General features: G+C 71.4%; 18 protein-coding genes. 4 read left to right on the plus strand and 14 right to left on the minus strand.

Going from position 1 to position 22,330, the window contains the following annotated elements:
- Positions 1-101: 101 nt before the first annotated feature.
- From ACIBUY_RS34200 to ACIBUY_RS34225, 6 genes are all read right to left on the minus strand, one after another.
- Positions 102-1,334 carry a cytochrome P450 gene (locus tag ACIBUY_RS34200; RefSeq protein ID WP_399154710.1) on the minus strand — a complete coding sequence of 411 codons (1,233 nt, stop codon included), beginning with the start codon at positions 1,332-1,334 and terminating at the stop codon, positions 102-104.
- A 264-nt stretch (positions 1,335-1,598) separates the two neighbouring features.
- Positions 1,599-3,620 carry an RICIN domain-containing protein gene (locus tag ACIBUY_RS34205; RefSeq protein ID WP_399154711.1) on the minus strand — a complete coding sequence of 674 codons (2,022 nt, stop codon included), beginning with the start codon at positions 3,618-3,620 and terminating at the stop codon, positions 1,599-1,601.
- Positions 3,621-3,697: 77 nt separating this feature from the next.
- Positions 3,698-5,755, minus strand: a complete 2,058-nt coding sequence (locus ACIBUY_RS34210; RefSeq protein WP_399154712.1) for a beta-galactosidase — start codon at positions 5,753-5,755, stop codon at positions 3,698-3,700.
- 42 nt (positions 5,756-5,797) lie between these two features.
- Positions 5,798-7,138: an ABC transporter substrate-binding protein gene (locus ACIBUY_RS34215; protein ID WP_399154713.1), complete on the minus strand. Its 1,341-nt coding sequence runs from the start codon at positions 7,136-7,138 to the stop codon at positions 5,798-5,800.
- A 74-nt stretch (positions 7,139-7,212) separates the two neighbouring features.
- Positions 7,213-8,142, minus strand: coding sequence for a carbohydrate ABC transporter permease (locus ACIBUY_RS34220; RefSeq protein ID WP_365571498.1), 930 nt, complete (start codon positions 8,140-8,142; stop codon positions 7,213-7,215).
- A 5-nt stretch (positions 8,143-8,147) separates the two neighbouring features.
- Complete coding sequence (locus ACIBUY_RS34225) at positions 8,148-9,074, minus strand: carbohydrate ABC transporter permease (RefSeq protein WP_399154714.1); 927 nt, start codon at positions 9,072-9,074, stop codon at positions 8,148-8,150.
- A 269-nt stretch (positions 9,075-9,343) separates the two neighbouring features.
- Between ACIBUY_RS34225 and ACIBUY_RS34230 the strand changes: the two genes are divergently transcribed.
- Positions 9,344-10,333, plus strand: a complete 990-nt coding sequence (locus ACIBUY_RS34230; RefSeq protein ID WP_399154764.1) for a LacI family DNA-binding transcriptional regulator — start codon at positions 9,344-9,346, stop codon at positions 10,331-10,333.
- Positions 10,334-10,529: 196 nt separating this feature from the next.
- On the opposite strand, the gene ACIBUY_RS34235 is transcribed toward ACIBUY_RS34230, so the two are convergent.
- Both ACIBUY_RS34235 and ACIBUY_RS34240 read right to left on the minus strand, forming a co-directional pair.
- Complete coding sequence (locus tag ACIBUY_RS34235; protein ID WP_399154715.1) at positions 10,530-11,090, minus strand: YbaK/EbsC family protein; 561 nt, start codon at positions 11,088-11,090, stop codon at positions 10,530-10,532.
- Between the two features lie 43 nt (positions 11,091-11,133).
- Positions 11,134-11,706, minus strand: coding sequence for an XRE family transcriptional regulator (locus ACIBUY_RS34240; RefSeq protein WP_365571488.1), 573 nt, complete (start codon positions 11,704-11,706; stop codon positions 11,134-11,136).
- Between the two features lie 140 nt (positions 11,707-11,846).
- Here ACIBUY_RS34240 and ACIBUY_RS34245 point away from each other — a divergent pair, with 140 nt between their 5' ends.
- A complete protein-coding gene (locus ACIBUY_RS34245; RefSeq protein WP_399154716.1) occupies positions 11,847-12,713 on the plus strand; it encodes an EamA family transporter in 867 nt (288 codons plus the stop codon).
- A gap of 21 nt (positions 12,714-12,734) precedes the next feature.
- On the opposite strand, the gene ACIBUY_RS34250 is transcribed toward ACIBUY_RS34245, so the two are convergent.
- Together ACIBUY_RS34250 and ACIBUY_RS34255 are read right to left on the minus strand one after the other, a co-directional pair.
- Entirely contained in the window at positions 12,735-13,982 is a 1,248-nt protein-coding gene (locus ACIBUY_RS34250) for an MFS transporter (protein ID WP_399154717.1), read from the minus strand.
- Positions 13,983-14,132: 150 nt separating this feature from the next.
- Entirely contained in the window at positions 14,133-14,747 is a 615-nt protein-coding gene (locus ACIBUY_RS34255) for a LysE/ArgO family amino acid transporter (protein ID WP_399154718.1), read from the minus strand.
- Positions 14,748-14,813: 66 nt separating this feature from the next.
- On the opposite strand from ACIBUY_RS34255, the gene ACIBUY_RS34260 reads away from it, so the two are divergent.
- The gene (locus tag ACIBUY_RS34260) at positions 14,814-15,725 is read left to right on the plus strand and encodes a LysR family transcriptional regulator ArgP (RefSeq protein ID WP_399154719.1); all 912 of its coding nucleotides are present in this window, start codon (positions 14,814-14,816) and stop codon (positions 15,723-15,725) included.
- Here ACIBUY_RS34260 and ACIBUY_RS34265 read toward each other — a convergent pair.
- Positions 15,722-16,459: an acyltransferase gene (locus ACIBUY_RS34265; RefSeq protein ID WP_365571627.1), complete on the minus strand. Its 738-nt coding sequence runs from the start codon at positions 16,457-16,459 to the stop codon at positions 15,722-15,724. The two genes, ACIBUY_RS34260 and ACIBUY_RS34265, sit on opposite strands and share 4 nt — an antisense overlap.
- A 124-nt stretch (positions 16,460-16,583) precedes the next feature.
- Here ACIBUY_RS34265 and ACIBUY_RS34270 point away from each other — a divergent pair, with 124 nt between their 5' ends.
- A complete protein-coding gene (locus tag ACIBUY_RS34270; protein ID WP_365571479.1) occupies positions 16,584-17,111 on the plus strand; it encodes a gamma carbonic anhydrase family protein in 528 nt (175 codons plus the stop codon).
- A 200-nt stretch (positions 17,112-17,311) separates the two neighbouring features.
- Here the strand turns inward: ACIBUY_RS34270 and ACIBUY_RS34275 are convergent, their stop codons facing one another.
- The 3 genes from ACIBUY_RS34275 to ACIBUY_RS34285 form a co-directional block, all read right to left on the minus strand.
- A complete protein-coding gene (locus ACIBUY_RS34275) occupies positions 17,312-17,959 on the minus strand; it encodes a DedA family protein (protein ID WP_365571476.1) in 648 nt (215 codons plus the stop codon).
- 86 nt (positions 17,960-18,045) lie between these two features.
- Entirely contained in the window at positions 18,046-19,671 is a 1,626-nt protein-coding gene (locus ACIBUY_RS34280; protein WP_399154720.1) for a carboxylesterase/lipase family protein, read from the minus strand.
- Between the two features lies 1 nt (position 19,672).
- A complete protein-coding gene (locus ACIBUY_RS34285) occupies positions 19,673-22,156 on the minus strand; it encodes a beta-glucosidase (protein ID WP_399154721.1) in 2,484 nt (827 codons plus the stop codon).
- Between the last annotated feature and the right edge of the window lie 174 nt (positions 22,157-22,330).

The following is a 22,330-nucleotide window of genomic DNA, read 5'->3' on the forward strand; positions in this document are numbered from 1 at the left end:
GCCGCCCGCCACAGGCCTGACGCGCACCGCCCACGCCCGCGCCACCCGGCCTCACTGCGCCGCCCGCTCGACCCGCTCCACTCATCTCATCTGCCCCACCCTCAGAACCGCACCGGCAGCCCCACCAGATACGTGCCGTCCCCGGCGAACCCGATGCGCTGCAGTGCGTCCCGGCCGCCCGCGAGGGTGAGCCCGTCTCGCTTGAGGAACAGTTCCTCGACGAGCACCTCGGTCTGCAGATTGGCGAGGGCGGCGCCGATGCAGCGGTGGGCGCCGTGCCCGTACGCGATGTGTCCGGCGCCGCGGGCCGCCTCGCGGGTGAGGTCGAGACGGGCGGGCTCGGGGAACGTGCCGGGGTCGCGGTTGGCGGCGAGCAGCCCGCTCGTGACGCCCTCGCCGCGGCGCACCAGGACTCCGCCGAGTTCCACGTCCTCGGTGGCGTACATCGTCGCGCCGACGTGCACGGCGGAGACGTGGCGCAGCAACTCCTGTACGGCGCGCGGCAGTAGGGCAGGTTCGGCGCGCAGCAGGGCCGTCTGGTCGGGGTGGTCGAGCAGCGTGAGCACGGCGTCGGTGTTGAACAGGGCGGGCGGTGCGATCCCGGTGTTGATCAGGAGGAAGACGAGCGCGATCATCTCGCGCCGGGTCAGCCGCTGCCCCTCGGCGGCCTCGGCGTCCGCACGCAGCAGGTCCGAGGCGAGGTCCTCGGCGGGGGCCTGTGCGCGGCGGTCGAGGAGCGCGTCGATGTAGGAGGCGAGGTGGTCGATGCCGGGCAGGAAGCGGTCCGGTTCGCCGGACTCGTAGTCGCGGATCCAGCCGGCGACCTTGTCCCGGTCGTCCTCGTCGACGCCGATGATGTCGCAGATGACGTCGGTCATGACCGGGTAGGCGAAGGCGCTCAGGAACTCGAACTCCTCGCCCTTGGCAGTGAGTTCGTCGGCGAGTTCGGCCACGCGGCGCTCGATGCGCGGCCGCAGCGCGGCGATCCGGCGCGGCGCGAAGGCGCGCAGCACGTGGGAGCGCAGCCGGGTGTGCTCAGGGCCGTCGACCATGACCAGGATCTCGAGGTACAGCCGGTACTCGGGCGGCAGGCCCGCGTCGTCGAGCAGTTCGGCTCCGATGCCACCGCCCTCGGAGCCCGGCACCTTGGCGAGGTCCCGGACGAACCGGCTGTCGGCGAGCACCGCTTTGACGACGTCGTAGCGGGTGGCGAGCCACACCGGGGTCTGCGTCTGCGGCAGCGTGACGCGCAGCAGCGGGGCGTCGTACCCGTGGGAGGTGTCGTCGATCTGATCGTGCGTCAATGCGAGGGGGGCGGCGGCTTGTTCGGACATGTCCGGTTCTCCGTTCCGTGCGGGCACGTGGCTGCACGCAGAGAAGAATCGCGCTCCCCCCCTGGCGTGATCGCGCACAGAATACGGCCGCCGGGCCGCGCCCGCGCCCCTCGGTGGATCAGGGGTTCAGCAGGCGCACCAGCACGTCCACGAGAGGGCACGGCAGTGTCGATCAGGTCCGGCAGGCGGCGGGCGGCGGGAACGTGACGCGCATGACGCCCCCACGGATCGTCTCCGTGGGGGCGTGACGTCCGCAACCGCGCACTACGCGGTCACATCGGTGACCCTCCAGCGCTGGTTAGCTCCGGAGTTGGGCGGCCACGTGGTGACCGCGGCGCCGTCGTTCGTGGCCTGCCCGCCGACCTCCAGGAGCCTGCCGGTCCCGGCGTTGACGAGCGTGTACGTGCCGTTGCCCGTGGTCGACAGGATCCACTGGGCGGCGGCGTCGCGCCGCCCGCCGGCGGCTTCGAGGACCGCCGCGCCGTCCCGTACGGCCAGGCGCAGACCGCTCGCCGCGCTCGTGACCACGTACCGCGCACGGTTGCCGTCTCCCCCGGCCCGCCGCAGATGCCAGCGCTGTCCCGCCGCGCCCGCGCCCGCCCTGATGACGAGCGTCCCGCCGTCGTCGGCGGCGGTCAGGTCCTTGCCGCTCTGCACGCCGGTCACCTGGTACGTACGTCCTTCCCGCACGGCCGCGGCGTCGTCGGCGACCCCCGACACGCCCTTGATCACGAACGTCGTCACCGACTGCGCGGGCACCGTGACGGTGGCCTGCCGGTCGCTGACGGGGACGGCGTCCTGCTCGGCCAGCTTGCCGTCGGCGCTGGTCACGATCGGTGTGACGGTCGCGCCGCGGCGCACGTGGCCGAACTTCGACAGGTCGAGCGTCAGCGCGCGGGCGTCCGTGGTGCGGTTGACGTGCACGACGGTGGCGCCGTCGCCGGACTGCGAGACGGCCGCCGCGCTGCTGGTGTCGTCGACCTTGATCAGGCGGTCGCCCGGCCGGATGTGGTGCGTGAAGTTCCGGGCGGTGTCGAACTTCGTGTTGGTGTACACGGGGCAGGTCTCGAGGGTGTCCTCGGCGGTGGCGCTGAACGAGACCTGGATCTCGCCCCAGTTGCCGCCCTTGGCCGACTCACCGCCGGGCTTCATGTTGTCGTTGTCCTCGACCGGCTGCCAGAACACCCAGGCGGTGGGCTCGAGTTCGCGCAGGTCGTCGACGATCTGCTGGGCGAGTCCGAGCCCCGGGCGCATGTCGGTGAAGGACTGGCCGTCGCCCCAGTCGCCCTCGACCTCGCTCATCCACAGCGGCTTGTCGGCCGCCTTGGCGAGGTCGCGCACGGTGGTGCGGCCGCCCGTGCCGTACGTGTGGACGTTCATCTGCCCGACGATGCGGCGGACGTCGTCGGGGTAGGCGGCCCAGTCCGTGGCGAACGTGGTCGGGTTGGTCTCGTCCATCGCCGCGACACGGGCGCCGGTCCGGACCTTGCGCAGGGCGTCGGCGAGCACCGGGACGACCTGCCGCTGGAGCTCGGGGCCGATGTGGGCGCCCTCCTGGCGGCCGCCGGTCGGTTCGCCGTCGGCGCCGAGCGTGGTCTTCCAGTAGGTGGTGTTGGGCTCGTTGAACGGGTCGACCGTGTCGACCCTGATGCCGTGCGCCCTTTCGAGGCGTTTCGTCGCGCCCGCCAGGTAGGCGGCGAAGTCCTCGATGGACTCGGTCTTCAGCTGGTCCTTGGAGGCGTCGAAGCCGCCGGAGACGTAGCCGCTGACCGTCATGAAGTACGGCGGCGAGTTGCTGAACGTCTCCCAGTGGGTGATGTCCTTCTTGATCCGGTCGACCCACCAGCGCTGCGTGGCGTCGGCGTCGTCGTTCCAGTGGTCCTTGTTGTCCGGGTCCCACCAGCCGGTGTCGTTCCGTGTGGTGCCCGCGGGCGCCTTCCACCAGCCCTCGACGGCGCCGCCCGCCCTCAAGTAGTCCTTCACGCCAGGGGCGTTGCCGCCGCCGATGTTGTAGCGGGCGATGTTCAGGCGGAGCCCGTCGCGGCCGAAGACGAGGTCGGCTATCTTCTCGCGGATCTCGTCCGGGTAGTGGCCCGTGGCGTTCGCGAACCAGACGAGGCTGGTGCCCCAGCCCTCGAACTCCTCGTGCAGGTAGGACGGATCGGGGGTGACCGTGACCGTCGAGGTCGCGGCCTGGACGAGCTGCGCGGCGGACAGCTCCGTCCCTGCGACCACGGCCGTGGCCCCGACGAACCCGATGAACCGCCTGCGGGTGAAGCGCGCCAACGTGTGCTCCCAACGTCGTTGTGTGGGTGGTGCGTTGAGGTGGAGTGATGGTGCGGGGTGTGGTGCGGTGGTGCGGCTCAGGTGGCGGGTACGCGCAGCACGGCGACCTCGCGCGGCGGGAGCACGAGTCCGTCGAACGCGCCGTCCGGGCCGTCCGGGCCGACGAGCACGTCGCCGGAGAGGCCGGGCAGCGGCACGGCCTGCTCGCTCCGGTTGACCAGGAACAGATAGCGGCTGTCCGCGTCCCGGCGTACGGCCAGCTCCACCAACCCCCGTGCCCCTTGCGGGAGTTCACTGGTCACACCGGCGGGTGCGAGGAGCTCCGGCAGCAGCGCGGCGAGGCCGTCGACGCCGAGGCGCGTGGAGACGTACGCGGCCGAACCCCGGCCGGAGCCGCGGCGGGTGACGGCGGGGCGTGCGGCGTACGCGCCGGTCCGGTAGCGGGCGAGCACCTCGACGTCGGGTCCCGCGACGGCGATCCGGTCGGTCCACAGACTGCCGGACGTGCCGTTGTCGAGGTCGACGGCGACACCGTCGAGCAGCGGCCCGAACTCCTCGATGCGGATGCCGAGCAGGTCGCGCAGCGCACCCGGGTACCCACCGAGGTGGATGTGGTCGTTCTCGTCGACGATCGCCGAGAAGTACGTGGTCACGAGGTGGCCGCCGCATTCGACGTACCGCGTCAGCTCCTTGGCGAGCGGCTGCGGCACCACGTGCAGGACGGGCGCGATCACGACGTCGTACGCGGACAGGTCGGTGCCGCCGACGGGCACGATGTCGGCGCGGACGCCGAGGCGGAGCAGCGCGGAGTACCAGTCGAGGGCCTCGCGGTGGTAGTCGAGGCGCGCGGTGGGATGGGAGTCGTGCTCGCTGGTCCACCAGGAGTTCCAGTCGAACAGGATGGCCACGCGGGCGGCTTCACGTGCGGTCCCGGCGAGCGGTGCGAGGGCTTCCAGGGTGCGGCCCAACTGCACGACGCCGCGGAAGAGTTCACTGTCCTCGCCCGCGTGCGGCACCATCGCCGAGTGGTACTTCTCGGCGCCCGCCGCGGACTGGCGCCACTGGAAGAAGCAGACGGCGTCGGCGCCGTGCGCCACGTGCAGCAGCGAGTCGCGCGCCAACTCCCCCGTTTTCTTGGCCAGGTTGACGGGCTGCCAGTTCACGGCGCTCGTCGAGTGCTCCATCAGGAACCACGGCCGGTGACCCGCGATGCCGCTCGTGAGGTTGGCGGAGAAGGAGAGCTCGTCGCGGTCCTGCGGGCCCGGGATCACGTAGTGGTCGTTGGCGACGAAGTCCACCTCGGCGGCCCAGTCCGCGTAGTCCATGCCCTTGGTGCCGCCCATCACCATGAAGTTGGTGGTGACCGGCACGTCAGGGGTCAGCTCGCGCAGCACCGCGCGCTCGGCGAGCAGATGGTCCTTCAGGGCGTCCGAGGAGAACCGCTTGAAGTCGAGCTGCTGCGTCGGATTGGGGTGCGAGGCGGCAAGTCGGGGCGGCAGGATCTGCTCGAAGTCGCTGTAGCGCTGGGACCAGAACGCCGTGCCCCAGGCGTGGTTGAGGGCGTCGAGCGTGGTGTAGCGGCGGCGCAGCCAGGTGCGGAAGGCGCGGGCGGCGTCGTCGGAGTAGTCGTAGACGTTGTGACAGCCCAGCTCGTTGTTGACGTGCCAGGCGACGAGGGCCGGGTGGCCGGCGTAGCGCGTCGCCAACTCCCGTACCAGGCGCAGCGCGTGCTCGCGGAAGACGGGCGACGTGGGCCGCCAGTGCTGGCGCGCGCCGGGCCACAGCGTCTCGCCGGTCGCGGTGACCGGCAGGATCTCGGGGTGCGCGGTGGTCAGCCACGGCGGCGGGGACGCGGTGGCGGTGGCGAGGTCGACGCCGATGCCGCCCGCGTGCAACAGGTCCATCACCTCGTCGAGCCAGCCGAAGTCCCAGGTGTCCGCGGTGGGTTGGAGCCGGGCCCAGGAGAAGATCGCCAGGGAGACGACGTTCACCCCGGCCGCGCGCATCAGCCTGATGTCCTCATCCCACACCTCCCGCGGCCACTGCTCGGGGTTGTAGTCGGCGCCGTAGCCGAGGCGACGGCCGCCGTCGGAGCCCTTCGCGTACGGGAAGCGGGTGGTGCGGGGGGAGGTCATCAAGGTCCTTCCGGTGATGCGGTGTGGTCCGTGCGCGGCGGGCTACTTCTCGACGGTGAAGCCCTGCTCGTTGCCGTACTTGACGGAGGCGTCCTGCCACGACTTCAGGCCGTCGGTGAGCTTCGTGCCGGAGATGTAGGCCTTGCCGACGGTGTCGTTGAAGATCGAGTTCGCGTACACCTGGTAGGGCAGGTACTTCCAGTCGGTGGGCACGCTCTTCGCGGACGCGGCGAAGATCTTGTTGGCCTTCTGGCCGCCGAAGTACGGGAAGGGCGTGTCCTGGAACTTCGGGGAGTTCAGGTCCTTCACGGTCGCGGGGAACGCCCCCTTGCCGATGCGGGTCTGCACGCCCGCACCCGCGGCGGTGAACTCGGTGAAGGCGTAGGCCAGTTCCTTGTTCTTGCCGAGCGTGGGCATCGCGAGCGAGCTGCCGCCGTTCTCGGCGCTGACGTTCGCGCCTTTCTCCCACTGCGGCATGGGGGCGACGCGCCAGTCACCGGAGGCGTTCTTGACGCCGGTGACGAAGTTGTTAGGCATCCACGCGCCGGTGGGCAGCGCGGCGATCGTGCCGTCGCCGAGGCCCTTGTACCAGTCGTCGGTCCAGGGGGTGACGGGCGCGAACAGCTTCTCGTCGATCAGCTTCTGCCAGGTGTCGGTGTACTTCTTGGCCCCCGCGTCGGAGAAGTCGATGCCGACCTTCGTGCCGTCGACCTTGTACGGGCGCGAACCCGCCTGCCACAGCAGGCTGGTGGTCAGGCCCGCGTCGCCGACGTCGCTGGAGATGTACGCCTTGGGGTTCGCCTTGTGCAGCTTGCGCCCGGCCTCGACGTACTCCTCCCACGTCGTCGGCACGGCGATCTTGTACTTGTCGAAGACCTTCTTGTTGTAGAAGAGCGCCATCGGGCCCGAGTCCATCGGCAGGCCGTAGATGCCGCCGCCGGACTGCACCGAGTTCCACGGCCCGGGCGAGTAACTGCCGTCCAGCTTGTCCGCGCCGTAGGCCTTGAGGTCCGTGATGCCCTTGGTGAGCGCGTACTGGCCGATCGCGTAGTACTCGACCTGTGCGACGTCGGGCACGCCCTTCTTCGCCGAGATGGCGTTCGTCAGGGCCTTGTACTGGTCGTTGCCGGTGCCCGCGTTGACCACCTTGACGGTGACGTTCGGGTACTTCTTCTCGAACTGGGCGGCGACGTCCTTCACCGTGGGGTCCCACGCCCACACGGTGACCGTGCCGCCCTTCTTCAAGGCTGCCTGGATGTCGGCGGCACCGACCGGCTTCTGGGAGCCGCCGTCGTCGTCGGAGCCGCCACAGGCGGTCGCGCCGAGCGTGAGAGCGGCGACGAGGCCTATGCCGCGCAGCAGGCGGCGGGTGTGCTTGGGCATGGTGATGCTTCCACTTCGTCGTGGTTCTACGGAGGGTTGTCGTACGAGGGCCGTACTGAACTGCGGGGTGGCTCCTACTCCTTGACGCTTCCGGCGGACAGGCCCGACTGCCAGTACTTCTGGAGCGAGAGGAACGCGGCGATCAGCGGCACGATGGTGAGCAGCGAACCGGTGACGACCAGGTTGAAGACGGCCTCGCCGCCGGCGGTCTGGGCCTGCTTGTTCCAGGCGTCGAGGCCGAGGGTCAGCGGGTACCAGTCGGGGTCCTTCAGCATGATCAGCGGCAGGAAGTAGTTGTTCCACGTCGCGACCGTGGTGAAGAGCAGCACGGTGACCGTGCCGGGGGCGAGCAGCGGGAGCGCGACCTGGAAGAAGGTGCGCAGCTCGCTCGCGCCGTCGATGCGGGCGGCCTCCATCAGCTCGGCCGGGATCGCCTCGGTGGCGAAGACCCACATCAGGTACAGGCCGAAGGGCGAGATCAGCGAGGGGATGATGACGGCCCAGGGCGTGTCGGTCAGGCCCATCTTGCTGAACATCAGGAAGGTGGGCACGGCGAGCGCCGTCGTCGGCACCGCGACCGCCCCGATGACGACCGCGAACACGGCCCGCTTGCCCGGGAATTGGAACTTGGCGAGCGCGTACCCGCCGAGCACGGCCAGGAAGGTCGCGCCGCCCGCGCCCACCACCACGTACATCAGGGTGTTGAGCAGCCAGCGGACGAAGACGCCGTCCTGGTAGGTGAAGGTCTCGCTGATGTTGTGCCACAGGTCGAAGTCGCGGTCGAACCAGAGCCCGAACGAACGGGCAAGTCCTTCCTGCGACTTGGTGGCGCTGATCACCAGCCACAGCAGCGGCAGCAGCGAGTACAGGAGCGCGACGCCGGTGAGCACGGTCAGCAGGACGCTGCGCCGCGGGCGGCTCGGGGTGTGCGGGCGGCGCGGTGAACGCAGGCGCGGGGCGGCGGACTTCGGGGGCGTCGCGGGCCGCGAGGCGGTGGTGCTCATGTCGGTCACGCTCCCTTGCGCATGCCGCGCAGCTGGACGACGTAGGCGACGACCATGGTGATCACGCCCATGACGATGGCGACCGTCGCGGAGTAGTTGTGCTGCTGGCCGGAGAAGGACAGCGAGTACGTGTAGTAGTTCGGGGTGTAGTCGGTGGTGATCGCGTTCGGCGCGAGCTTCTGGAGGATCGCGGGCTCGTTGAAGAGCTGGAAGCTGCCGATGATCGAGAAGATCGTGGCGATGACCAACGCGCCCCGGATCGCGGGGAGCTTGATCGCCGAGATGACGCGCCACTGGCCCGCGCCGTCGATCTCCGCGGCCTCGTACAGGGAGTGCGGGATGACGCGCAGCGCGGAGTAGAAGATCAGCATGTTGTAGCCGACGAACTCCCAGGTCACGATGTTGCCGATGGACGCCAGGATGAGGTCAGAGGAGAGCGGGTCGGGCAGCGAGATGCCGAACGCGTCGTTGATGTCGCCGACCAGGCCGAAGCGCGGCCCGTACATGAAGCCCCACATCAGGGTGGCGACGACGGCGGGCACGGCGTAGGGCAGGAAGACGGATATCCGGAAGAAGTCCTTGCCGTACAGGCGGCCGCTGTCGATCGCGAGGGCGACCAGCAGGGCGATGCCCAGCATGATCGGCACCTGGACGAGCAGGAAGAGCCCGACGCGGGTGACGCCGTCCCAGAACTGGTGGTCCTGCAGGGCCTGTTGGTAGTTGTCGAACCCCACGAAGTGGGTGCCGCCGATGAGTTGCGTACGGAACAGGCTCAGATAGACCGAGTACGCGAGCGGCGCCAGGAAGACCAGCGCGAAGACGAGCACGAAGGGGCCGATGAACCCCCACCCCGTCCACGATCGGCGCGTCCGGCGCGCCGGTGGCCGGGCTGGGCGCCGGCCCCTGGCGGCCGACGGTTGAAGCGTCGTCATCTCGCGTCCCTCGCTCGTACGTCCTCGCGTGCGGTGCCCCGAGATGTTTGCGTAAACATCACGACGAGCGAAGAGGCTGCGGCGGCTGTTATGTTTACGTAAACATTCGGTGGCGGCATGTCTACACTGCCCTGCGGAGGACGGTCAAGAGTCGTCCGGCGACCGAACGACGGCGAACGACACGGCTGGTGAGGAAGACGGTGGGAGCAACGGACAGCGCCGCGGCGCACGGCGGGACCGGCAGTCGGCGCCGCAGGCAGAACGCGTCGATGGCGGACGTCGCCCGGGTCGCGGGGGTCTCCTCGCAGACGGTCTCGCGCGTCTCGAACGGCTTCCCCGGCGTCAACGAGGAGACCCGGGTGCGGGTCCTGGCTGCCATGAAGGAGCTCGACTACCGGCCCAACAGCGCGGCGCGGGCCCTCAAGCGCGGGAAGTTCCACACCATCGGCGTGATCACGTTCACGCTGTCGACGACGGGCAACGTCCGCACCCTGGAGGGCATCGCGACCTCGGCCGCCCAGGAGGGGTACGCGGTCACGCTGCTGCCGGTGGCGGTGCCCACGCAGGACGAGGTGCGCGGCGCGTTCTCACGGCTCGGCGAGCTCGCGGTCGACGCGGTGATCGTCATCATGGAGGTCCACCTCCTCGACTCCGGGCGCCTCACGCTGCCGCCGCACGTCCAGGTGGTGGTCGTGGACTCGGACGCCGGGGACCGCTTCGCGGTCGTCGACACGGACCAGGCGGGCGGCACCCGCGACGCGGTCCGCCATCTGCTCGGCCTCGGCCACGAGACGGTCTGGCACCTGGCCGGCCCCTCGGACTCGTACGCGGCCCAGCGCCGAACGGACGCCTGGCGCACGGCACTTGAGGAGGCGGGTCGGCCGGTGCCCGCCCTGGTCCGCGGCGACTGGTCGGCCGAGTCGGGCTACCGCGCGGGCCTGGAGCTCGCCGAACGGCCGGAGTGCACCGCGGTGTTCGCGGCGAACGACCAGATGGCCCTCGGCCTGCTGCGCGCCCTGCACCAGCGCGGCCGCCGCGTCCCCGAGGACGTCTCGGTGATCGGCTTCGACGACATCCCCGAGTCCGGTTCGTTCCTCCCGCCGCTGACGACGGTCCACCAGGACTTCGCGGAGGTCGGCCGCCGCTGCGTCGAGAGCGCGCTGCGGCAGGTGCGGCAGGGCGAGAGCGAGCGGGGGACGACGCTGGTGCCGACGCGGCTCGTGGTGCGGGAGAGCACGGGGCCCGCGCCTCGGGGGTAGCCCGTGCGAGGCCCCCGCCGGCCCGCGTCGACGGAGGCGCAGGCGTGGGCGAGGCGCTCTCCGCAGACGGTGCGGCGGAACGGCATGACGCTCGCGCCGACGCCCAAGTCACCGAGGAGCACGCCCAGTTGGGCCCGGCCGGGAAACCCGGCGTGCTGCGCGTGACCGCCGCGACGGAGCCGGTCCGCGCTCGCCCTCAGACCGCGACCCCGAGCCCTTCGAGCACCACGGCGCCCGGCAGTTCCGCCAGGGCCTTGCCCGGGACGATCAGTTTGCCGCGGCGGGTGCCGCTACCGATGAGGACGTACGGCAGATCGGCGACGGCCGCGTCCACGAGGACCGGCCAGTCGGCGGGCAGGCCGATCGGGGTGATGCCGCCGTACTCCATGCCGCTCTCCCCCGTGGCGGTGTCCATCGAGGCGAACGAGGCCTTGCGGGCGCCGAGTTGGCGGCGGGCGACACCGTTCACGTCGACCCTGGTCGCGGACAGGACGACGCATGCGGCGAGCGTGGACTCACCGCCGCGCTTGCCGGCGACGACCACGCAGTTCGCCGACTGGTTGAGCAGCTCGGGCCCGTAGTGCTCGAGGAACGTCGACGTGTCCGCCCACTCCGGGTCGGTGTCGACGTGGACGAGGTCCTGCGCGGGCACCGTGCCGCCCCAGTGCCGTACGGCGTCGGCGACGGGGCGGGTGAGCAGCTCGAGGGCTTCGGGGGCGGGCAGGACGTGGTCGAAGGTGCCGAGGGGTGCGCGCATGACGGCACGCTAACAGCCGCCGCGCGCAGCCCCGTTGGCCGTCTCAGCGTTCGAACGGCACCGAGACGGCCATGACGATCCGGGTCGGCACGTCCCCGTGGTTGCGGTACTCGTGCGCCGCGTCCGCCTCGAAGGTGACGCTCGCCCCCTCGGGCACCTGGTGCGGGATGCCGTCCACGACGAGGGTCAGCTCGCCCTCGGTGACGTGGAGGAGCTCCACGGTGCCCGGCGGGTGGGGGTCGGACGTGCTGCCCTCGCCGGGCTGCAGGTACCAGTCCCACATCTCCAGCGGGCCCGGCGCCTCGGTCCCGGCCAGCAGCCGGTGGTAGCTGCCCGCGTCCGTCGACCACAGCCGCACGGCCTGCTCCGCGGGCACGATCCGCACCGTGGGCCCCTGCTCGTAGTCGAGCAGCGTGGTGATGCTGACGCCGAGCGCGTCACCGATCTTCACGATCGTGCCGATGCTCGGGTTCGTCCGGGCCTGCTCGATCTGGATGAGCATGCCGCGGCTGACACCGGCGCGGGTGGCGAGCACGTCCAGGGTGAAGCCGCGCTCGGTGCGCCAGTGTTTGACGTTGCGTGCGAGCGACTGGGTCAACAGGTCGAGATCCGACACATTCCGTCCATCGGTGAGGGCGCCGAGCGCAGCGGAGATCCAGCACGGTGCAATATTTTGGAGGACACCATTCAATACATTGCACTACGGTGCGGTGCACTGCATGGCAATGTTCACCGAACTGTACTGCGAGGTCCGTCGTGACAGCACTCTTCGCCCTGGCCACCAGCCTGCTCATCGGCCTGTCCGACTTCGGCGGCGGACTGCTGGCCCGACGTATCCCGGCCCTCACGGTCGTGGTCGTCTCGCAGTCGATCGCCGTGGCCGTGCTCGGCGTGATCGTCGTGGCGACGGGCGCCTGGAGCGAGACCGGACCCCGGCTGTGGTTCGCCGTCGCCGCGGGCGTGGTGGGCCCGGCGGCCATGCTCTTCTTCTACAAGGCCCTCGCCCTCGGCCCGATGGGCGTCGTCTCCCCGCTCGGCTCGCTCGGCGTCGCCGTACCGGTGGGCGTCGGCCTCGCCCTCGGTGAACGGCCCGGTCTGCTCCAGGTCACCGGCATCCTCGTCGCGGTGGCGGGTGTGGTCCTGGCCGGCGGCCCGCAGTTCCGGGGCGCGCCCGTGCAGCGGCAGGCGATCCTGCTCACCGTCGTCGCGGCGTTCGGCTTCGGCGCGGTGATGACCCTGATCGCCGAGGCGTCGACCACCCTCACCGGGCTCTTCCTCGCGCTCTTCGTGCAGCGGGTCACGAACGTGGCGGTGGGCGGCGCCGCCCTCGCGGTCTCCGCGAAGAACGGTGCGCCGATGCTGCCGTGGGAGGGCGGCCTGCGCCTGATCCGGGTGTCGCTGCCCGCTCTCGCCTTCGTCGGCCTCGCCGATGTCGCGGCCAACGGAACGTACTCGATGGCCGTGCAGCACGGGCCGGTGACGGTGGCCGCGGTCCTCGCGTCCCTCTACCCGGTGATCACGGCGGTGGCCGCGCGCGGCCTGCTCAGCGAACGGCTCCGCGGCCTCCAGGCCGCGGGCGCCGGACTCGCCCTGGTCGGCACGGTGTTGCTGGCGACGGGCTGAGAGCGGGGCCCGCACGGAACCTCAGATGCGGTAGCGGCGCAGCGCGGGCACCGTGAACGCGAGGCCCAGCATGAGGGCGACTACCAGAAGTCCCCCGCCGGCCACGGCCGTTCGCGGGCCGAGGGCCGAGCCCGCCGACCCGTGCAGCACGTCGGCCAGGCGCGGCCCGCCCGCGACGACCACCGTGAACACGCCCTGCATCCGGCCGCGCATCTCGTCGGTCGCCGCCGACAGCAGGATCGCCCCGCGGAAGACCATCGAGACCATGTCGGCGACCCCGGCGAGGGCGAGGAACACCACGGCGAGCCAGAGGCTGCCGCTCAGTCCGAAGCCGGTGATCGCCGCGCCCCACGCGACGACCGCCCCGATCACCATCCAGCCGTGCCGCCGCGCCCGCGAGAACGTCCCCGAGAACAGCCCGCCGAGCACCGCCCCGATGGGGATCGCCGCGAACAGCAGCCCCAGGGCGAGCCCTTCGCCGTACGGCGCGTACGTCTCGGCGGCGAGCTGCGGGAACAGGGCGCGGGGCATGCCGAACACCATGGCGATGATGTCGGCCAGGAAGGACAGGAGCAGCACCTTGTGCGCGGAGATGTAGCGGAACCCGGCCGCGATCTCGCGCACCCCGGCCCGCCGCTTCAGGGCGGCGCCGAGCGGCGGCAGTGCGGGCAGCCGGTACACCGCCCAGACCGTGACGCACAGCGCCAGGGCGTCGATCAGATACAGCTCGGGCAGTCCGATGACCGGGATGAGGACACCGGCGAGGAGCGGCCCGACGACCTGGCCGGTCTGCATCACTGTCGAGCCGAGCGCGTTGGCGGCGGCCAGCTCGCCCTCGGGCACCAGGCGGGCGATGGAGGCGTTGCGCGCGGGCGCGTTGAGACCCCAGAACGCCTGTTGCAGCGCGAGCAGGATCATCAGGACGGCCACCGAGTCGAGCCCGCCGACGGCCTGCAGCCAGAACAGCACCGAGGTCACGGCGATGCCGCAGTTGGTGATGAGCAGCAGCTTGCGCCGGTCCATCGTGTCGGCGACCGCACCGCCCCACAGCGCGAACACGATCAGCGGCACCAGACCCGCCATGCTCGCGGCGCCGACCCACGCGGAGGACCCGGTGATGTCGTAGATCTGCTTGGGCACGGCGACCGCGGTGAGCTGGCTGCCCACGGCCGTGACGATGGTCGAGGACCACAGGCGGCGGTACGCCGGGATGCGCAGCGGACGGGTGTCCATCGCGAACCGGCGCCAGCCGCGCCGCGGTTCGCTCACCGCCGGCGCGGGCTCGGTACTGGTACCAGTACCGGTACCGCTGCTGCTCTCACTCGTATCGCTCGTGTCGCTCGTGTCCACGGTCTTCCTGGTTGCTCGCTACATCTATCGGGGCCGGGGTTCACTATCTCAGCCCGCCGACGACCGGCGTCAACTGCCCGTGATCAGCAGGATCCCCATCACGATCATGGTGGCCGCGACCAGTCCGTCGAGGACCCGCCAGGCACCCGGCTCGGCGAGGAAGCGCCCGAGCAGCCGGGCGCCGAAGCCGAGCGCGGTGAACCAGCACAGGCTGGCGAGCATCGCGCCGAGCCCGAACGTCCAGCGCAGCGAGCCCTGTCCGGCGGCGACGGAGCCGAGCAGGAAGACGGTGTCGAGGTAGACGTGCGGGTTCAGCCACGTCATGGCCAGGCAGGTGAGCACCGCCCGCCGCCGTGACCCGGTCGCCTCGCCCGTCGCACGCAGGGCCCCGGCAGGCCTGGCCACCCGGCGCGCGGCGAGCACGCCGTAACCGATCAGGAAGGCGCCGCCGATCCAGCCGACCGCGGTGAGCGCACCCGGCCACGCCACCACCACGGCGCCGAGCCCGCCGACGCCGAGCGCGATGAGCAGGGCATCGGACAGCGCGCAGATGCCGACGACGGCGAGCACGGCCTGGCGTCGGGCGCCCTGGCGCAGGACGAAGGCGTTCTGGGCGCCGATGGCGACGATGAGCGAGAGGCCGGTGCCGAAGCCCGTGGCAGCGGAGGCGAGTGCAGCAGTCATGTCCTCGACGCTAAGGACAAGATCGACAGGAGTACAGCTAAAGATTTTTACGTATCCTTAGCGCTCGTGAAGATTCCCGCACTCCCCGAGCTGCCCCTCGACCTCGTACGGACCCTCCTCGCGGTGGTCGACGAGGGCACCTTCGACGCGGCCGCCGCCGCGCTGCACGTGACGCCGTCCGCGGTCAGCCAGCGCGTGAAGGCCCTGGAGCAGCGCACGGGCCGCGTGCTCCTCGTCCGCACGAAGCCGGTGCGGCCGACCGAGTCCGGCGAGGTCGTCGTGCGCTTCGCCCGCCAGCTCGGCCGCCTCGAGCGGGACGCGCAGGCCGAGTTGGGCATGAGCCCGGACGACGGGGCGACCAGGGTGTCGGTCGCCGTGAACGCGGACTCGCTGGCGACCTGGCTCCTCGGCGCGCTCGCCAAGGTCTCCCAACAGCCGCGCATCTGCTTCGAGTTGCGCCGCGAGGACGAGACGCGCACGGCGAGCCTGCTGCGCGAGGGTCTGGTGATGGCGGCGGTGACCTCGTCGCCGGACGCCGTGGCGGGCTGCTCGGTGCGCAGGCTCGGCAAGCTGCGCTACGAGGCGATGGCGAGCCCCGCCTTCGCCGAACGCCACCTCGGCGGCCCCCTCGAGGACGTGCTCGCGCACGCGCCGGTCCTGACCTTCGACCGCAGTGACGACCATCAGGACGCGTTCGTGAGGAAGTTGACCCGCGGCCGCGCACGAGCGAGCGCGGTCCGGCACGCGGTCCCGACGTCGGAGGGCTTCGTCGAGTCCATCGTGCTCGGCCTCGGCTGGGGCATGGTGCCCGAGTCGCAGGCAGGACCCCTGCTGCGCGCGGGCCGCCTCGTCGCCCTCGCCCCGGATCGCCCCGTCGACGTCCCGCTGTACTGGCAGCAGTGGAAGCTCGACTCCCCCGCGCTCGCGGCGGTGGCGGACGCGGTGATCGAGACGGCCGCCGACGCGCTGCGCGACTAGGGCGTGTCTTCAAACTCGGCCAGGGCAAGGAGCTGTTCGGGCGTGATGTCCTCGGGAATGGGCTGCGGGGCCGGGGTGCGCAGCGGTGGCTGCCAGCCCGCCTGCGCGTCCCAGGTCCGTACGACGCGGGCCGGCGCCCCGGCCACGACCGCGTGGTCCGGCACCTCGCCGCGCACGACGGCCCCGGCGGCGACGACGACGTTCCGCCCGATCCTGGCCCCGGGAAGGATCACCGCGCCCGTGCCGATCCAGCACCCGGGCCCGATCTCGACGGGCTCCATCCGGGGCCACTGCTTGCCGATGGGCTGGTGCGGATCGTCGTACGAGTGATTGGTCGAGGTGATGTAGACGTACGGACCCATGTACACGTCGCGCCCGATGCGCACGGTCGTGTCGGCGATGACATGGCTGCCGCGGCCGATGACGACGCCGTCCCCGATGGTCAGGATCGGCTCGGACCCCAGGTCCAGATCCGGCATCATGCCCGCCGTCAGCGTCACCTGCTCGCCGATGATGCAGTGCTCACCGAGCCGGATCCACGGCTCCCCGAACACGGTCCCCTGCGGGAACGCGAGCTTCGTCCCGGGGCCGATCGCGCCGAACCGGTGCCCGCCGGGCTGCTCCGCGGTGACCGCGCCCGCCCGCTGCACCCGGCGCCAGCCCCACTGCACGACGCGATGGGCGAGCGGGCCCTTCACGGACCGCCCACCCGGCGAGAACACGTTCCAGTTCATCGGCACGGCGCCACGTTACCCACGCGTACCGTCCGCCCCCACCTCGGTGGCCTGTGATCTTCACCCCACAGGTACGGTTCGCTCGAGCGCGGCCACGACGCACGAACGTAGGGAGCAAGGACCCATGGCTCACGAGGCACTCGTCACCGGCATCGGCGGCAAGGAACCCAAGATCGACCCGGAGGCCTTCGTGGCACCCATGTCGGTGGCGATCGGCGACGTGACGCTGCACGCGGGCGCGAGCCTTTGGTACGGGGCGGTGCTGCGCGCCGAGTTCGAGCCGATCGTGCTCGGCGCCGACAGCAACATCCAGGACAACTGCACCGTGCACGTCGACCTCGGTTTCCCCGTGACGATCGGCGAGCGCGTCTCGGTCGGCCACAACGCGGTCCTGCACGGCTGCACCATCGAGGACGACTGCCTGATCGGCATGGGCGCGACGGTCCTCAACGGCGCGGTGATCGGCGCGGGTTCCCTGGTCGCGGCCCAGGCCCTGGTCCCGCAGGGCATGGTGGTCCCGCCCGGCTCCCTGGTGGCGGGCGTCCCCGCGAAGGTGCGGCGCGAACTGACGGAGGAGGAGCGGGCCGGGGTCACCCTGAACGGCACGGTCTACGTCGACCTGGCCCGCACGCACCGCGAGGCGCATCAGTGACTGTCTCGCCGTAGGGCTGCGCGTATCGTCGGCGGGCTCGCGCGAGCGGGGCTTCTCGCGCAGTTCCCCGCGTGCCTTCAGGGGCGCGGGGCTGTGCCGATATGCGGCTCCGCCGCGGGGCGCGAGAAGCCCCACCGGCCCGCGGTCGCCCGGAAACGCACCGGAGTTACGGCGAAAGAGCGGCCGAACAGACCCGAGCCCTACTCCGCCGCGACCGCACCTTCCGGCTCGGCCTCATGCGCGGCCGCGGCCTTCGCCGCCCGCCGCTTCACGAAGAGCATCGACGCGAGCCCGATCAGCACCGCCGCCCCGAGCCCGATGTACGAGAACCTCTTCAGCCAGTCCTCGGCGACGACCCCGACGTAGTAGATGACGGCGGTCGTGCCGCCGGCCCACACCACACCGCCGAGGAAGTTCGCGGTGAGGAACTTCCAGTACGGCATGTGCAGCACACCCGCGAGCGGCCCCGCGAAGATCCGCAGCAGCGCGATGAACCGCCCGAAGAAGACGGCCCACATGCCCCACTTCTCGAACGACCGCTCCGCCGTGGCGACGTGCGCGGGCCCGAAGTGCCGTGGGAACTTCCGCCCCATCTTGGCGAGCAGCGTCCGCCCGCCCTTGCGCCCGATCGCGTACCCGATGGAGTCACCGATCACCGCACCGGCGGTGGCGCACACCCCGAGCACGACCGGGTTGATGTCACCGTGCTGGGAGGCGAGCAGCGCGGCCGAGATGAGGACGACCTCGCCGGGCAGCGGAATGCCGAGGCTCTCGAGGCCGATGACCCCGGCCACCAAGGCATAGATGGCGACCGCCGGAATCGTGTCGAGCCATTCCTGGACGTGCAACGCGGTCGCCTCCCGTACCCAATACATCCGTGTGCCCGGCGTGCGCTCCCCCTCTGCGCGCGCACGCCGGGCAGCCTACCTGCTCCCTATGACGCCGCCGCGTCCCACAAGGTGCATCGGTGGTCCCGGTGAATTGCCGGAGAGAGCGTGATCCCGCCCACGGAGGCGGTACGCAGGGACAGCACCTGCCCGTTCGACACCCGCTGGTCCGGCATCGCGGGCACCCCGTCCGCACGCGGCGCCGAGCCGTGCACGAACGAGCCCCAGTACTGCACCATCTGCCGGGCCAGCACGCGCTGCTCCGCGTCGAGCGGCGTGACGAGCCCGAAGTGCTTGAACAGGTACTGCACTTCGTTCACGTGAGTGGCCCCGAAGTCGAAGGTCTTCCCCGCTTCCCTGATCGACGCGAACGGCGGCGAGGTGCGGTCGGCGAACTCGTAGGCGTACACGGGCAGTCCGCTGCGCGCGAGCGTCCGGTCCAGGCGCAGCGCGGAGCAGGCCATCAGCTGGTCACCGACCGCGGTGGCGTACGCGTACGTCGGGGAGCGGTAGTCGCGCAGCGGGTACGCGGCGCGTGCGCGCCGCCCCGCCTCCTCGCCGAACGCGTCCGTCAGCGCCTTCGGGTACGCGGCCGCGGTGAGCGGCTTGCCCTGTCCGTCGTACGCGCCGTACGCGAACAGGCGCCCCTCGTCCTCGTTGGCCCCGTTCAGCACGGGCACGCGCGCGGAGCGCCCCGCGGCGATCGCGGCCGACGGCTGCTCCGGCAGGAACGCGCCGCCCACGACCGGTGCCCAGTCGAACCCGGACTGCGCCTCGAGGACCTCCTTGGCGGACTTGCGCCGCAGACAGCCCACCACGTCGCCCGACGTGCAGCCGAGCTTCCGCGCGAAGGCCGCGCCCGAGGCGGCCGCGTCACCGTGGGCGCGGGCCGCGCAGTCCCCGTACGCGCCCGACTCGATGATCCCGGCGCGGAACAGGCCGCGCCCGGTCGGCGAGGCGAGCTGGGTGCACACCGAGCGGCCGCCGGCGGACTCGCCCGCGATGGTGACGCGGGACGGGTCGCCGCCGAACCGCCCGACGTTGGCCCGCACCCAGCGCAGCGCCAGCTGCTGGTCCTGGAGGCCGAAGTTGCCGGAAACGCCGTCCCCTCCTGATCCGGCCTCCCGGTCGAGACCGGCCGCGGCGAGGAACCCCATCGCGCCGAGGCGGTAGTTGACGGTGACGACGACCGTGCCGGTGGTGCGGGCGAAGGTGTCGGGGACGATGTCGGCGCCCGCGCCCGCGGTGAGCCCGCCGCCGTGCAGCCAGACGAGGACGGGCCGCCCGGCGGATCCGTCGGGCGCGTACACGTTCAGGTCCAGGCAGTCCTCGGTGTACGTCGGATCCTCGTACCCCGGGTCCCAACTCGCGGTCTGGACGCACCTGTTGCCGAAGTCCGTGGCGTCACGCACCCCGTGCCAGGCCTGCGCGGGGCGGGGTTCGCGCCAGCGCAGGGCGCCGACGGGCGGCTGCGCGTAGGGAATGCCGAGGAACTGCCGCCCCTCGTCGGTCTGTTGACCCCGCACCCACCCCGATCCGGTGCGGACCAGGGTGTCGTGGTGCGGGGTCGCGTGGGCGGCCGCGGCAGGGAGCAGGGCGGCGGCCAGAGTCGTCACCGCGGCGGCGACGAGGGTGCGTATTCGCCCGCTTCGTTCGCTGCGCTCAGTCCTCATGTCAGTGACCCCCGACGACGAGGTCGCGGTGCAGCTTCAGGTCGCGTGCACTGGAGCCCACCCAGACGGTGCGGCGTCCGGTGCCGAGCACGAAGCCGTGGCGCCCGGTGTCCCAGGAGGAGAGGGTCTCGCGCGCGACGGCGACGGTGACCCGGCGCCGCTCCCCCGCACGCAGCTTCACCCGCCGGTAGCCGCCCAACACCCGTACGGACTGGTCGGCTTGGAGATCAGGGGACTTGCCGACATAGACCTGGGCCACGTCGATCCCGGCCCTCTTGCCCGTGTTGCGCACGGTGAAGGAGACCTCGGCCTCGCGCCCGGTCCAGCGCACCGACAGGCCCTCGTAGGCGAACGTGGTGTACGACAGGCCGTGCCCGAACGGGAAGAGCGGCGCGACGCGTCGGTCGTCGTACCAGCGGTAGCCGAGGTGGATGCCCTCCGAGTACTCCTCGACCCCGTTCACGCCGGGGTAGCGGCGCGGGTCGCCGGACATCGGGTGGGTGGCCTCGGACGTCGGGAAGGACTGGGTGAGCCGGCCGCCGGGGTCGCAGTCGCCGTACAGGACGGCGGCGGTGGCGGCCGCGCCCTCCTGACCGGGGTAGTACATCTGGAGCACGGCGCCTACCCGGTCGAGCCACGGCATGGTCGTCGCGGACGACGTGTTGAGGACAACTGCCGTACGGGGATTGGCCTGTGCCACGGCCGCGATCAGCGCCTCCTGGTGCCCGGGCAGCGCGAGCGACGTGCGGTCCATGCCTTCGGTCGCGTCCTCGTACGCGAACAGGACGACGCTGTCCGCGGCCTTCGCCGCGCGCACCGCCTCGGCGACGTCGGCCGCGCGGGTGGCGCCGGTGACGCGCCGCAGCCGGAACGTCTGGCCCGTGCCGCCGCCCTTCGCCGTGATCTGCAGCGTGTGCGAACCGGCTTTCAGGCCGAGGGACTTGTGCCGCAGGAGCAGCCCGTCGGGCGCGGCGGAGAGCAGGCCGCCCGTGAAGTACTCGCCGAAGCCGGGCAGCACCGGGAAGAGTTCGACGCCGTCGAGCACGACCTTGGGGCGGGTGCCGGAGTAGTGGATGACGAAGGTCCAGTCGTCGTCCCCTTCTTCTGGGTCGACGGCCAGGGTGCCCTCGTAGGTCCAGGTCTGTCCGGCGCCGACCTTGCACTCCTCCAGGTCGACGGCCGGGGTGAGCGCCTTCGCGGGCAGCGCCTTGCCGTAGATGTCCTCGCCGAGCGCGTAGCTGACCGAACTGCCGTGCCCTGCCCGGGACTTGATGGCGTCGTACGGACTGTCGGCGTGGTCGGGGATCACATGGGCGCTGCCGCCGCCGCTGACGAACGGGACGCGCCCGGTGGGGCCGACGACGGCGACGGAGCGGTGCGCGCGCAGGGGCAGTGTGCCGTGCGCGTTGTGCAGCAGCGTGGCCCCGGCCTTGGCGACCTCGAGCGCCACCGCGGCCCCGGCCTTCGCGTCGCGCGCGGGCCGTGCGGGCACCTTCCCGCCGAGCAGGTCGAACCGGTCCATCACGGAGAGGATGCGGCGCACGGCGCGGTCGACGTGCGCCTCGGGCACCGTGCCGTCCTGCACGGCCTTCTTCAGCGCGGCGCCGAACGCGAGCTCGCCCGGCATCTCCATGTCGAGCCCGGCGGCGATCCCGGTGACGGTGGTGTGCACGGCGAACCAGTCGGTCATCACCCAGCCGGTGAAGTGCCACTGATCGCGGAGTATGTCGGTGAGCAGCGCCTTGTTCTCGCAGGCGAAGGTGCCGTTGACCTTGTTGTACGAGCCCATGACCGATCCGGCACCGGCCCGGACGGCGGCGCGGAAGCCGCGCAGCTCCAGCTCGTGCATGGTCTGCTCGTCGGCCCGCACGTCGATCGACATGCGGTCCTGCTCCTGGTTGTTGAGCGCGAAGTGCTTGACGGTGGCGATCAGGCCCTCGCCCTGGATGCCCTTGATCTCCTCGGCGACGAGGTCGGAGGCGAGCAGGGGGTCCTCGGAGAACGTCTCGAAGTTGCGGCCCGCGTACGGGGTGCGGATCAGGTTGACCATCGGGGAGAGCAGGACGTCCTGGCCGAGGGCGCGGCCCTCGTGGCCGATGACGCGGCCGTAGCGGCGGGCGAGGTCCGGGTCGAAGGCGGAGGCGAGCAGGACGGGGGCGGGCAGCGCGGTGGCGCGGGCGGTGACGCGGACGCCTGCCGGGCCGTCGGCGAGGCGCAGCTCGGGAATGTTCAGGCGCGGCACACCGGGAACGTATCCGGCCTGGCCGAGGGCCTTGGGGTCGGTGGCGCCGTGCAGGAAGGTGAGCTTCTCGTCGAGGGTGAGCCTGCCGAGCAGGGACTCGACCCGGCGCCCGGCGCCCCGGACGGCCGCGACGGGCGGGGCCGCGTGGGCGAGAGAGGGCAGGCCGGTGGTGGCGGCAGCGGCGACCACGACAGCGCCGCCCATCCGCCGCAGGGCCGATCTTCTGGACATCCCGTCGGGCATGGACTGTCACTTCCTTTGTTCGACACGTGAACGCACTATGCGACAAACCGGACTTGACACACCGTTAGACACTGCGGAATCGAACCGGAAACTATGACCGTCGTTGACTCGTGTCAACGCCTTGAACAAAGAAAGGCGGATGCCGCCGACCCGACCGGTCGGCGGCATCCGCCC

It is taken from the genome of Streptomyces sp. NPDC050085 (assembly GCF_044460595.1).
GTDB lineage: Bacteria > Actinomycetota > Actinomycetes > Streptomycetales > Streptomycetaceae > Streptomyces.